We start from the raw sequence: 13,307 nt of genomic DNA, 5'->3' as shown, positions 1-13,307 counted from the left end.
TAGAAAAAAATGCTTATTTCTGTAATTTCAGTTTAACCAACTCTATTTTGGTGCTTGTAGCCTTTATTATATTGAATTGAAACTTGTCAACAACGATGTTCTCGTGAGGTTTTGGAATCCTTTGAAATTCATTGATTATTAATCCGCCCAGTGTTTGATATTCATCGCTTTCCGGAAGATTAAGGTTGAATTTTTCGTTTATTTCTTCTATCTCCAATCTTCCTGACAATATGTATTCATTTTCGTTTATGGCTTTTGCTATAATATTTTTGTTGTCATGTTCGTCCTCAATGTCGCCAAGCAACTCTTCAACAAGGTCTTCTAATGCAATAATTCCTGACGTTCCTCCAAATTCATCTACTATTACTGCAAGAGATTTTTTTTGTTGCATCAGAAGTTGCATAAGCTTGTTGGCACTCATGCTTTCAGGAACTACTGGTATCGATTTAATATTACTTTCCCATTCATCTCTTGTATTGAACATTTCGGACGAATGTATGTATCCTATAATATTATCTATGTTATCTTTGAAAACTATAATTTTACTTAAACCGCTGTCGATGAATACTTTCATTATTTCTTCTTTTTTCGTACCGGTTTCCACAGCTATGATTTCCGTTCTAGGTATCATACAATCCTTTACTTTGATGTTCGAGAAGTCAAGTACGTTACGGAATATCTGTATCTCAGGCTCTATTTCATTTTCTTTTACAGTGTCGTCTATACTACTTTCAATCAGATAGTCTAAATCTACTTTTGAAAATGCTTTTTCACTATCCTCTTTTTTTATTTTCTTTCCAGCAAGTCTTAATATTGACGTAGATATGAATGCGGAAAATTTACTTATGGGATACAGTACTAGATAACATATATAAGTTGGAACACAGAAAATTTTAAGAGTTAGATTTGGATTTATTTTAAATAGAGTCTTGGGAAGAAACTCGCCTGTTATAAGTATTATCAATGTTGAGATAATAGTCTGTGTTACGACAAGCACCGCTTCGTTTGTTATAATTCCTGACAATATATGTTTTTCAATAATTTCAGCCATGAGAATACCATATATTACCAAGGCAATATTGTTTCCCACTAGCATAGTAGATATGAAGTTGTTTGGGTTTTTGTAGAATATAGTTAATATTTTAGTTGAGAAATTGTTTGTTTTCTCCATCTCAAACCTTAACTTGTTCGATGAAACGAAAGCTATTTCCATTCCAGAGAAGAATGCAGAAAAAGCCATTGTTATAATTAGTTCAAGAATTATACCCATTATTCTAATTGATATTTATTAGGAAAGAAATGTATTTGAATATTATATGAATTACTGTCTGTTATTGGTCTGTATATTAGTTGAATCAGCAGGAGTTGTGTCTTCTACTGTAAAAATACCTGTTGGGGTAAATATTTCATATTCAGTCATTTCTTGATTTGATTCAAATCCATAACCTGTTAGAATTTTGTCTTCTTGCTCTATCTTTATGAATTTGTCAGAATATATACGTTCTTTTGCCTGATCCCAAAACAGAAGTTCAGTATCAAATTTATCACCCAACTGATTTTGTATGTGTACATTGCCTCTCAGTTCCCATGTTTCTTTTTTTTCATGGTAGTAAGCTGTGTCAGCTTTTATACTGGCATCTACTCTGAAAAGGGTGTCGAACTTTTCAAGATACAAGCCTTTTTCAAATGCCCAGTATGGTGGATTCTTCTTGCTGAACACAAGCCATTCGTCAGTTATTATCTTGTATCTGATCATACCGGAGTCCGAAACGTATGAAACGATACCGGTACTGTGCATATCTGGTAAAGAATCATTTTCATCAATTGCTTCAGCCAGTTTTTTTTCTTTTCCTCCGCATGAAGGAAAAAAAAGAAACATAACAGTTGCCCATGCGGCAACTGTTATGCTTATGTAATTTCTGATATTGAAAATACTTTGTCTATATGACATATATTATTATCTGATTGTTGTTGTTTCTCCTATCCATCCACCGATAGTTACAGTGTGGCCTTTGCTCAGTCCAAGGAAGAACAAATCTTCGTCTTTAGGAGTGTAAGCAGAATATGTTCTGATAAGTTCGTTAGCTTTTTCAGTAACACTTGGATCTACACTCTTAGCACGCTGTAATTTGTCGATAACAGCGAAGAAAGTACATTTGTTGAGAGCAGCTTCATCACTCCAGTTTGGACTTGATGCATACATTTGTGCTATAAGAATATAGGCATCTCCATAATTATTGTTGAATGAAATTGCTTTATTGCAATATTGTTTAGCGCGACTCAACTGTTTTTTGCTGAACAGGATGACTCCCGCATTGTAGCAGTATTCTGCTTTTTTCAATGGATCTTGTTCAAGTTCGATAGCCTGGTCAAAGTAGCTTATACTCTTGTCTAAGTCACCTTTCTTATAATACATGTAACCACATCCAGCAGCAGTAGCAGCAGTCGGTTCTATTGCATGAGCAGCTTCAGAAGCTTCGAAGTAAGCTTCTTCTTCAGTACATTTCAGAAGTTGCATTACAGTGATAACCTGTTTCAGGTAATCAAGATTTGTTTTGTTCTGTGCAACTTTTGGACCATAGATTGCCTGTAGATTTTCGCATGAAGCTGCACCACTATTTATGAAATATGCGTCAACATTATCTTTTGTAGTTTTAAGCAATTCTTTCATCTTTTCTTTCTTTTCTGCTTTAAATGCGGCATCAGCATATCCAGAGACAGTCAGATAATCCTGAATAAACTGTTCTTTGTGGGTGTCATCTGCTTTTAATTTACGAGATGACATATCCATCATATCAAGGAACATGAAATAATCAGATTTATCTTTTTCCATGTCAATACCTTGCTTAGCCCATTCGTATGCCTTGTTTACATCGATATTCTTTCCAGAGAATACGATATAATCGTGCACTTTCATACCTATAATAGATCCCTCAGTTGCTTTGCTCTTTACCAATTTGTTAAGTTGGTCAAGATATTTGATACGTTGATCGTGTACAGCTAACAGTTCATCCAGATATGCTTTCTGCTGAGCGGCGTCTTTAGTACTTTGAATTAATCCGCGAAGAATCTTTGCACCATTTGTATAAGTTCCTACTTGTGCGAAAGGTGCTTCTGTGAACACTGCTTTCCAAGGTTTGTAAGCATCCTTGAAATTGTCTGTTTTTACATATTCAGTATAAATACTTATGTTCTGAAGACAACGGATACTATCTTCTCCATGTCCAAATCTAGAACCATCTTCTACTCCTTTTTGAGCAAAAGAAGCTGTAGTACCTAAGGTTAAAGCACACAGCATTGTAAACATCTTCATTCTCATCGTATATTAATTTAATTGTTTATTGTGTACTTGTTTAATTAACTCTCCATTTCATGAACCATGGTTCGTTTAGCGTTAAACCTAATTTAAGAACAAATCTGTTTTCCGACATCAGATTTTTGTTACTTGGCGATAGGTTTATATATTGTCCTGTAATGCTCAAAACTGTTTTGCGCTGGAAAAGAGTAAGAGGAAATCCGAATCCAGCACTCACTCCAATTTCTTTTGCGCCGTCAGAATATGAAGTCTCGTTTATATCATTTGGAATTTTGATATAGGGAGAAGTATAATAAGCTCCTGCTCTATATGATATTCTTTCAAAGAAATTTCGTCCAATCTGATTTGGAATATATTCTATACCGGCTGCAATCTTATTTCTGTCATTATACATTCCAGAAACATTAGATAGTTTTACTTTTGACCATTGTTGTAAGGTGTAGTCCATACTGACGGTCAGATTATTTTTATATTGGTATGCAAGTCCTATGCCGTATGTAGAAGGAATTCCGTAACCATCAAAATACGTATTTTCGTTGGTTGAAGTATAACTGCTTCCGTCTGTTACTTGGGTACCGATAACCTCTGTAGTATTCAGATTATGGCCAAGTCCGTATGTTAATCCAAGTGTAATGTTGTTGTTCTTATTTAAAGGCTGTGTGTATTGCAGTCCAATATCAAGTTTGTAGCTTTTTACGTTGAGGTTTCTATAATTTATGGTATAATCACCACCATTACTTAAAGTTGCTGTCGTACTGTATTCTTGGTTTCCGTATAAATATCCAATATTGGCACCCACAGACAAATTCTTGAGAACTTTGAATCCTAAACCTGCAAAAATGGTATTAGTTCCTCCATCTCCGTAAAATGTATTCGTTACACTGACATTATTGCTGTTAGCAACGTATTCGCTTGAACTGAATTTATATCCTATAGTTGAAAAAGGTGTGAATCCTATTACCATGCCAATTCTTGGGTGTAGACGGAATTGTATTGCCAAATAATCAAAACTAGAATTTCTGGCATTGGATTTTATACTGTTTTCTTCATAGTTCGAACTTTTCATACTGAAACCAATGTCAAACATGAATGAAAGTGAGTCTACAGACGTATAAGATGCCGGATTCATAGTATTTATATGTTTGTTTGAACGAAGTGCATGACCCACTCCTCCCATTGCTGCATTACTTGTAAAGACTTGGTCAGACAAGTCTCCAAATCCGAATCTTGTATATGGAGAGTTAGTGCTGGATTGAGCTGCTGCATATATTGATGCAGTAGCAAATATAGCGCTAATAAGTACCTTTTTACTTAACATTATAATTTAATATTCTATTTAAACCTTTTAAAACTAAAAATCTATCTGCAAAGATGATACTTTTTAATTTTGTATCAAAAGAAAATTTATCTCCGCCAGTTAAAAAAACTAAAAGGTCGGGATATTTTTTCTGCATTTGTGATATATATCCTTTAATCTCAAATTCTATACCTTTAATAACACCTGCTCTTATGGCAGTTTCTGTGTTATATCCTATATCAGGAATTTCTCCTCCTTTTTCTATCAAAGGCAATTTATCACAGCATGCACTTAATGATTTGAATCTTGTATAAATCCCAGGTGATATGTTTCCACCCCAATATGTTGCATTGGCATCTATAAATTCAAAAGTCAATGCTGTTCCTGCGTCAATCACTAATATATCTCTATCAGGCTTCAGATAGTTTGCTCCAACAACTGCGGCCAATCTATCCATTCCTAGTGTTGAAGGGGTTTTGTATTTATTGATTATAGGTACTGGTGTTTCGTGTGTTAATTCCAATACCGGAAAATCAACTCCTGACAATTGTCTTTTTATTGTATTACTTAACGTAATGACTGATGCTATAATACATTTATCAATTTTGTATTTATGACAAAGTATTTTCATACAGTCCAATGAATGGTTCGAACCTCTAAGTACTTCTATTTGTTCATCTCCATCGAAAACCGCAAGTTTGGCAACAGTATTACCAATGTCTATTATTAAATTCACAATGCATAATTTAGTATTGCATGCAAAGTAAAGGAAAAAATGGGTAATAATTGCAATAAAATAGATGTTTTGTTTTATATTTATAGATAATTAGTCTTATTTTTGTGTCCGAAATTACAAATATGCACTTTAATAAACTATGTTTCTCAATAAATTAAGAGTACTTGTCTCTCTGTTAGCTATTTGGGGAGTAATGCAGTCATACTCGCAAAAACGTGACAGCATACAGTTTAGTTTGCTTACATGTTCCCCCGGAACTGAAATATATTCTTTGTTTGGACATACGGCAATAAGATATCAGAATTTTACTCAAAACAAAGATTTAGTATTTAATTACGGAATGTTCAGTTTTTCTTCACCTAATTTTATTTATCGTTTTATCAAAGGTGAAACCGATTACCAGTTAGGTGTAAATGATATAAGGTCTTTCAAAGCAGAATATATGTTTAGAGGCTCTGCTGTATATCAACAAGTATTGAATCTTACTTATGATGAGAAAATCAAACTCCAGAATCTTCTTTTTACAAACTATCTTCCACAAAACAGAGTTTATAGGTATAATTATTTTTATGATAATTGTACAACTAGAGCCAGAGATCAGATCGAAAAGTGTATAAATGGAGAAGTTGAATATCCAGTATCGTTCCCCGAAAAGACATTCCGAGGCATTATACATGAATTTACAATAGGATTTAATTGGGAGAGATTCGGTATAGACCTGTGTTTAGGTGCTGGTGCGGATAAAACTATAGATATTCGTCAACAAATGTTTTCTCCTTTTTATATGCGTTCCTTTGCTGATAGTGCATATATCAAATGTGTTAATGGAGAGGTCAGGCCTTTGGTATTAAAGGAAGAGGTGATAGTTGATGCTGATCCGTCAGTTGATTACGAGAATTCTTTTCCATTTAGTCCGATTTCTTGTGCTACATTTTTCCTTTTCTTGAACATCATAATAGCGTTTGTTCAGATTATTAAGAAGAAAATCTACTGGGTGTGGGATTTGATTCTTTATTTGTCTCAGGGGCTGGCAGGATGTATAATTGCTTTCTTATTCTTCTTTTCAATACACCCTACTGTGGATTCCAATTGGCTTATTATGTTATTTAATCCTATACCATTATTTTATTTGCCGTTAATGATTTATAACGACATAAAACGTCGAAATGATAGGTGGCATTTAATAAATTCTGTGTATTTAACATTTTTTATAGTGATATTACCGCTAATACCGCAAGAAATTGATTTATCGGTATTACTTTTGGCACTTAGTTTGTTGTTTAATGCTGTGAGCCATCAGATAGTTTATAGAAAATAAAAATGAGAGAACGATTTATAACATCTTTAATTACTGCTATAGTTATTTCCGGAATTAATGCACAGGATGTTCCGGCTGTTCCTAAATTGGTAATAGGTCTGACTATTGATCAGTTGCGTACAGATTATATTGAGGCTTTTTCATCCATGTATGGTGAAAGAGGTTTCAAACGTCTTTTTAAGGAAGGACGTGTATATATGAATGGTGAGTATGATTTCATAAAACCTGATCAGACTTCATCTGTAGCTTCTATCTATACAGGTACAACTCCTTATTATAATGGTGTTGTAGGAAATAATTGGATGGACAGAAATACGCTTTGCGTAGTCAAGAGTGTCGACGACAAGGCATATATGGGCATATATACATCAGAAAATACATCTCCGCAACATCTTTCTGTTTCAAATCTCGCTGATGAACTGATGGTCTCAACTCACGGACAGTCTCATGTATATTCCATTGCTCCAACTAAAGAAATGGCAATAATGGGAGCAGGTCATGCTGCAAAGGGAGCCTTTTGGATTAATGATGAAAATGGAAAATGGAGTGGAACAACTTATTATGGGGCATTTCCTGAATGGGTGACTAACTTTAACGACCGTAATGGACTTGATTTCAGAATAGACCAAATAACGTGGGGGCCATATTTACCTGTTACGGCTTATAAATATATCACTACAGAAGCAAAACAACTGACATTTAAACATAGTTTTACAGATGAACGTCTGTACAAATATAAGAAATTTAAGACCAGTCCTTACGTAAACGATGAGGTTAATAAACTTGTTAATGTCTTTCTTAATAATACTAATGCTGGGTTGGATGATACTCCGGATTTGCTGACGCTAGGCTATTATGCCGGGAATTACGATGGTAAGCCTGATACAGAATATGCTATGCAGATTCAGGATATGTATGTCCGTTTGGATAATAGTATTGGGGATTTACTTGATATGGTCGATAAAAAGGTTGGTCTGAAGAATACCCTTATTTTTATTACTTCTACAGGTTATCGTTCTCCAGAACCCGAAGATTTGCCTCAATATAAGATACCAACTGGTGAATTTCATCTTAAACGATGCTCTGCTTTACTGAATATGTATCTCATGGCCATTTATGGCCAGGGACAGTATGTAGAAACGAGTTATGGCAATCAGATATATCTTAATCATAAGTTCATTGAAGAAAAGAATTTGAATCTTGCTGAGGTAATGACGCGTTCATCCGAATTTATTATACAGATGAGCGGCATACGTTCTGCATACTCTTCACAGCGTCTTTTGCTTGGGGCATGGGATCCTAAAATTGAAAAGATTAGGAATTCATTTACCAGAGAATGTTCCGGAGATTTATATATAGAAATATTACCGGGTTGGAAAGTTGTAGATGAATATACTAATACTATTAGAGTTGAACGTGAAGCATATACTTCGGTTCCTGTATTCTTTTTTGGATATAATATAAAACCAGAAATTCTATATTCACCTGTAAAAGTGGCAGCTGTTGCTCCAACGCTGGCACATTTCATGCGTATAAGGGCTCCTAACGCCAGTGTAGTGGCTCCTTTGACAGGAATACGTAAATAAATCTTTGCAATTACCGCATTTTGACGGTTTTTAATTATCTTTGTACGCCGTTGAATTTATTTAACGGCATTAATCGGTAAATAAAAAATAAAATATATAATGGGATTTAATGAATTTATAAGCAAGTTGTTCGGGAACAAAGCTTCTCGTGACATGAAGGAAATTCAGCCATGGGTAGAAAAAATTAAAGCTGCATACCCTGAAATAGAGAAGCTGAGTAATGATGAGTTGCGTGCCAAAACGGAAGAATTGAAAAAATATATCAAAGATTCTGCCGTAGAGGAAAACAAGAAAATTGAAGAGCTTAAAGCTACAATCGAATCTACAGACATCGAAAAGCGTGAGCCTATATTCGCACAGATAGATAAACTGGAGAAAGAAGTTCTTGACAAATATGAAAAAGCACTTAATGATGTGCTTCCTGTAGCTTTTGCTATAGTAAAAGATACAGCAAGACGTTTCACCCAAAACGAAGAGATAGAAGTTACTGCTACTGATTTCGACCGCGAACTGGCAGCAATGGGAAAAGACTTTGTCCGCATTGAAGGTGACAAGGCTATATGGAAGAACCATTGGGTTGCAGGCGGTAACGATATGAAATGGAGTATGATACACTACGATGTACAGCTCTTTGGTGGTGTAGTTCTTCATCAGGGCAAGATCGCGGAAATGGCAACAGGTGAAGGTAAGACTCTTGTGGCTACATTGCCTGTATTCCTTAATGCATTGACAGGTAACGGTGTTCATGTGGTTACAGTCAATGACTACCTAGCAAAACGTGACTCTGAATGGATGGGTCCTCTCTATATGTTCCATGGATTGAGCGTTGACTGTATTGACAAGCATCAGCCGAACTCTGCTGCACGTCGTCGTGCATATATGGCAGATATCACATTCGGTACAAACAACGAATTCGGTTTCGACTATCTGCGTGACAATATGGCAAACAGCCCTAAGGATCTTGTACAGCGCAAACATAACTATGCTATTGTCGATGAGGTTGACTCGGTTTTGATTGACGATGCACGTACTCCTCTTATTATATCAGGTCCTGTTCCTAAAGGCGACCAGCAGTTGTTCGAAGTTCTTCGTCCGTTGGTAGAACGTCTGGTAGAGGCTCAGCGTAAACTTGCTACACAATATCTGGCTGATGCAAAACGTCTTATAGCTTCAGACAAGAAGGAAGAGGTGGAAGAAGGATTCCTTTCTTTGTTCCGTAGCCATAAGGCTCTTCCAAAGAACAAACCTCTTATCAAATTCCTCAGCGAACCGGGTATCAAGGCTGGTATGTTGAAGACAGAGGCCATTTATATGGAAGCAAACAACAAGCGTATGCCTGAGGCTGTAGAACCTCTCTATTTCGTTATTGATGAAAAGATGAAGAGTGCAGACCTTACTGATAAGGGAATTGAACTTATTACAGGTAATTCTCAGGATCCTACGCTCTTTGTTCTTCCTGATATAGCGGCACAATTGTCAGAACTTGAAAACGAAACTTCCTTGTCTGACGAAGAAAAGTTGGCTAAGAAGGATGAATTGATGACCAATTACGCTATCAAGTCTGAACGAGTTCATACTATCAACCAGTTGCTTAAGGCATATACAATGTTCGAAAAAGATACTGACTATGTGGTAATGGATGGTCAGGTTAAAATCGTTGACGAACAGACTGGACGTATAATGGATGGTCGTCGTTGGAGCGACGGTTTGCATCAGGCTGTCGAAGCCAAGGAAGGTGTAAAGGTAGAAGCAGCTACACAGACATTCGCTACAATCACTCTTCAGAACTATTTCCGTATGTATCACAAACTGTCAGGTATGACAGGTACTGCAGAAACAGAAGCAGGCGAATTCTGGGATATCTATAAACTTGATGTTGTGACTATCCCTACTAACCGTCCTATCGCGCGTAAGGATATGAACGACCGTGTTTATAAGACTAAGCGTGAAAAATATAAGGCTGTAATCGAAGAGATTGAAAAGATGGTTGAAATGGGACGTCCTGTATTGGTCGGTACTACATCTGTAGAAATCTCTGAAATGTTGAGCAAGATGCTTACTCTCCGTAAGATTGAACATAACGTACTTAATGCCAAATTACATCAGAAAGAAGCTGATATTGTTGCTAAAGCCGGTTTGGGACGTACCGTTACTATTGCCACAAACATGGCAGGTCGTGGTACCGATATCAAGTTAAGCGATGAAGTAAAAGCAGCCGGAGGTTTGGCTATTATTGGTACTGAGCGTCATGAATCTCGTCGTGTTGACCGTCAGTTGCGTGGTCGTGCCGGACGTCAGGGAGACCCGGGTTCTTCTGTATTCTTCGTTTCACTCGAAGACGATTTGATGCGTCTGTTCTCTTCTGACCGTATAGCATCTGTAATGGACAAGTTGGGATTCAAGGAAGGCGAGATGATAGAACACAAGATGATTTCTAATTCTATCGAACGTGCACAGAAGAAAGTCGAAGAAAACAATTTTGGTATCCGTAAGCGTCTGCTTGAATATGATGACGTGATGAATAAGCAACGTAATGTAGTTTATACTAAACGTCGTCATGCTCTTATGGGTGAGCGTATCGGTATGGATATCGTAAATATGATTTGGGAACGCTGTGCCAATGCCTTGGATATGGCAACATATCATGAAGCTAAGATGGAAATTCTACAGACATTAGCAATGGAAACTCCGTTTACGGAAGAAGAATTCACATCTAAGGATAAGAATGTACTTACTGAAAAGACATTCGATGCTGCTATGGAAATCTTCAAGCGTAAAACTGAACGTATGGCACAAATAGCTAATCCTGTAATCAAGCAGGTATATGAAAATCAGGGACAGATGTACGAAAACATCATGATTCCTATTACTGACGGAAAACGTATGTATAATATTCCTGTAAACCTGAAGGCTGCATACGAATCAGAATCAAAAGAGATTGTGAAGGCTTTCGAAAAGGCTATACTTCTTCATACTATTGATGAGGCTTGGAAGGAGAATCTTCGTGAACTTGATGAGCTTAAACATTCTGTACAAAACGCAAGCTACGAACAGAAAGATCCATTATTGATTTTTAAGCTTGAGTCAGTGAAACTGTTCGATAATATGGTTTCGAAGATCAATAATAATACAATTTCTGTTCTTATGCGTGGTCAGATACCGGTGCAGGAACCAGAACAGGTACGTGAGGCTGCACCAGAACCAGCTCCAAGAAAACAGCAATACAAGGAAGAAAAAGTTGATTTAAATGATCAGGCTCAGCAGAATGCTGCTGGTAAGGATACTCGTGAAGTGAAAAACGAACCTTACAAGGCAGATAAAACTGTTGGAAGAAACGATCCATGTCCTTGTGGAAGTGGTTTAAAATACAAAAATTGTCACGGTAAAGTATAAGAATTTTAATAAAACCCACCTTTTAAAGGTCGTCTCTTAACAAAGGGACGGCCTTTATTATTATACCTTTATTACCTTTTAACTTCATAATATTCAGAAATATATTAATTTTGTACAGATTAAAACTAAACATATTATGAAGAAATATGCTTTATATATTATTGGCCTTGTAAGTGCTTTTCTTTCATCATGCAGTACTGTAAAAACACTTACTTTCGATCAGTTATCACCAGCTGAGGTTAATTTTCCGTATCAAATCTCGGTAGTTGGAGTGGTAAACAACATGCCATCGCGTCCCGCACCCAAAAAGAATATTCTCACATTGGGACAAATAGAAGCTGAAGGAAAGCAAGCCGCAGAAACACTATCCAGTTATTTGGCTGACAGTAAGTATTTTAATCAAGTCATAATTTGTGACTCGGCTCTTTGTTCAGATTCTCATTCTGTAAGTCTTTCAACTGATGAAGTAAGCAGACTTTCTTCAATGTTGGGAGTTGATATGATAATTTCATTTGAAAGATTATTTTTAGATGTACAAAAGAAAGAGCTCACTAATCCTGGTTGGGATGTTTCCATTCCTGTTTTGCAGGCGCAGGTTGTACCTGTTGTACGGTTATATATTCCTCAGAGACAAAAACCGGTTGCTGAACTAGTTTCTAAAGATACTTTGTATTTCGATCTTGTAAATAAAATATCAGAGAAGGAGCTTATTGATGAATGTACCAGACATGCTTCATCTGTTATTTGTAATAAAATAGTTCCTTATTGGCAGACTGTTAACAGAATTTATTTTGACGGGGGATGTGTCGAAATGAGGGATGCCGGTGTTTACGTAAGAGAGGATGATTGGAGTTCAGCCAGAGAATTGTGGACAAAGGTTTATAATCGTCAGAAAAAAGGAAATACAAAGTTTAGGGCAGCATATAACCTGTCGCTTTCGTTTGAGATGACAGGAGATATGGAAAAGGCGGAAGAGTGGTTGAAAAAAGCAGCTGATTGCGTGGCTACGGGTTCTGAAGAGGAGATGGTTCTAAAGTATTATACTGCTCAGTTCAATAAGAGAAAAAATGAATTGGGTAACTTGAATGTCCAAATGGGTCGTTTTAATAACAATTTCTGAGCTGTTTGTTTTGAAACTTTATAATTTTTAGTAATTTTGAGGTAATAAATATTTTATGCCTATGAATGTTAGTGAAAAAACACGTGCAGCTATATCGTCATCTATAAGAGAAGCATTATGCAGATATGTTTCGGGCGATGAGAATACTGTTGTTACAGATATACATTTGCAACCGAAGCAGGATAGTGGAGAACTATTGATATTCAATGACGATGATGAAGAATTGGCTCGTACTATTATAGATGAATGGGTGGAATGTGAATCTGAGGATTTTATGAAAGACATCGAACCTGTTCTGCGTTCAGAAATCGCAGCATTGAGTGATCAGGGATATTTTGAAAAACTGTCTTTGCTTAAGCCATATTCTTTTGTTTTGGTAGATGAGGACAAAGAGACTGTGGCTGAATTGATGTTAGTTGATGATGAAGATACTTTATTGCTTAATGATGAACTATTGAAAGGACTTGATGAGGAACTAGACGCATTCTTGAAAGACCTTTTGGAAAAATAATGAGGATATTTTGATAATCGGGGTAAGATT

Annotated in this window: 10 protein-coding genes; 5 read left to right on the top strand and 5 right to left on the bottom strand. The window is 36.2% G+C overall.

Annotated features, from left to right (window positions below):
* Positions 1-13 precede the first annotated feature (13 nt).
* Genes Q0486_RS14400 through Q0486_RS14380 form a run of 5 tightly spaced genes read right to left on the bottom strand, consistent with a single transcriptional unit; the run spans position 14 to position 5,349 of the window.
* Entirely contained in the window at positions 14-1,270 is a 1,257-nt protein-coding gene (locus Q0486_RS14400) for a hemolysin family protein (protein ID WP_299234854.1), read from the bottom strand.
* Between the two features lie 51 nt (positions 1,271-1,321).
* Positions 1,322-1,951: an LPS export ABC transporter periplasmic protein LptC gene (lptC, locus tag Q0486_RS14395; RefSeq protein WP_299234851.1), complete on the bottom strand. Its 630-nt coding sequence runs from the start codon at positions 1,949-1,951 to the stop codon at positions 1,322-1,324.
* Between the two features lie 6 nt (positions 1,952-1,957).
* Entirely contained in the window at positions 1,958-3,319 is a 1,362-nt protein-coding gene (locus tag Q0486_RS14390; protein WP_299234848.1) for a hypothetical protein, read from the bottom strand.
* Positions 3,320-3,353: 34 nt separating this feature from the next.
* The gene (locus Q0486_RS14385; RefSeq protein WP_299234846.1) at positions 3,354-4,634 is read right to left on the bottom strand and encodes a hypothetical protein; all 1,281 of its coding nucleotides are present in this window, start codon (positions 4,632-4,634) and stop codon (positions 3,354-3,356) included.
* The gene (locus Q0486_RS14380) at positions 4,624-5,349 is read right to left on the bottom strand and encodes a type III pantothenate kinase (protein WP_299234843.1); all 726 of its coding nucleotides are present in this window, start codon (positions 5,347-5,349) and stop codon (positions 4,624-4,626) included. The genes Q0486_RS14385 and Q0486_RS14380 overlap by 11 nt, the downstream gene beginning before the upstream one ends.
* A 139-nt stretch (positions 5,350-5,488) precedes the next feature.
* On the opposite strand from Q0486_RS14380, the gene Q0486_RS14375 reads away from it, so the two are divergent.
* The 5 genes from Q0486_RS14375 to Q0486_RS14355 all read left to right on the top strand — a co-directional run bounded on the left by Q0486_RS14375 (position 5,489) and on the right by Q0486_RS14355 (position 13,277).
* Positions 5,489-6,667: a DUF4105 domain-containing protein gene (locus Q0486_RS14375; protein ID WP_299234841.1), complete on the top strand. Its 1,179-nt coding sequence runs from the start codon at positions 5,489-5,491 to the stop codon at positions 6,665-6,667.
* Between the two features lie 2 nt (positions 6,668-6,669).
* Positions 6,670-8,253: an alkaline phosphatase family protein gene (locus Q0486_RS14370; protein WP_299234838.1), complete on the top strand. Its 1,584-nt coding sequence runs from the start codon at positions 6,670-6,672 to the stop codon at positions 8,251-8,253.
* A 99-nt stretch (positions 8,254-8,352) separates the two neighbouring features.
* Positions 8,353-11,646: a preprotein translocase subunit SecA gene (gene secA / locus Q0486_RS14365; RefSeq protein ID WP_299234835.1), complete on the top strand. Its 3,294-nt coding sequence runs from the start codon at positions 8,353-8,355 to the stop codon at positions 11,644-11,646.
* Positions 11,647-11,782: 136 nt separating this feature from the next.
* Positions 11,783-12,766 (top strand): DUF6340 family protein, encoded by a 984-nt coding sequence (locus tag Q0486_RS14360; protein ID WP_299234832.1) that lies wholly within the window; start codon positions 11,783-11,785, stop codon positions 12,764-12,766.
* Between the two features lie 61 nt (positions 12,767-12,827).
* Positions 12,828-13,277 carry a hypothetical protein gene (locus Q0486_RS14355; protein ID WP_299234829.1) on the top strand — a complete coding sequence of 150 codons (450 nt, stop codon included), beginning with the start codon at positions 12,828-12,830 and terminating at the stop codon, positions 13,275-13,277.
* Positions 13,278-13,307: the final 30 nt, after the last annotated feature.

The sequence above is a fragment of the uncultured Bacteroides sp. genome (genome assembly GCF_937912035.1).
Lineage (GTDB): Bacteria > Bacteroidota > Bacteroidia > Bacteroidales > Bacteroidaceae > Phocaeicola.
The sequence above is the reverse complement of the archived record's forward strand: the minus strand, read 5'-3'. Positions and strand labels throughout refer to the sequence as shown.

What these genes read in the sequence shown, in the direction of transcription:
- Q0486_RS14390 (WP_299234848.1), bottom strand. Translation starts at nt 3,319, where the DNA reads ATGAGAATGAAGATGTTTACAATGCTGTGTGCTTTAACCTTAGGTACT.
- Q0486_RS14385 (WP_299234846.1), bottom strand. Translation starts at nt 4,634, where the DNA reads ATGTTAAGTAAAAAGGTACTTATTAGCGCTATATTTGCTACTGCATCA.
- Q0486_RS14360 (WP_299234832.1), top strand. Translation starts at nt 11,783, where the DNA reads ATGAAGAAATATGCTTTATATATTATTGGCCTTGTAAGTGCTTTTCTT.
- secA (WP_299234835.1), top strand. Translation starts at nt 8,353, where the DNA reads ATGGGATTTAATGAATTTATAAGCAAGTTGTTCGGGAACAAAGCTTCT.
- Q0486_RS14355 (WP_299234829.1), top strand. Translation starts at nt 12,828, where the DNA reads ATGAATGTTAGTGAAAAAACACGTGCAGCTATATCGTCATCTATAAGA.
- Q0486_RS14375 (WP_299234841.1), top strand. Translation starts at nt 5,489, where the DNA reads ATGTTTCTCAATAAATTAAGAGTACTTGTCTCTCTGTTAGCTATTTGG.
- Q0486_RS14400 (WP_299234854.1), bottom strand. Translation starts at nt 1,270, where the DNA reads ATGGGTATAATTCTTGAACTAATTATAACAATGGCTTTTTCTGCATTC.
- lptC (WP_299234851.1), bottom strand. Translation starts at nt 1,951, where the DNA reads ATGTCATATAGACAAAGTATTTTCAATATCAGAAATTACATAAGCATA.
- Q0486_RS14370 (WP_299234838.1), top strand. Translation starts at nt 6,670, where the DNA reads ATGAGAGAACGATTTATAACATCTTTAATTACTGCTATAGTTATTTCC.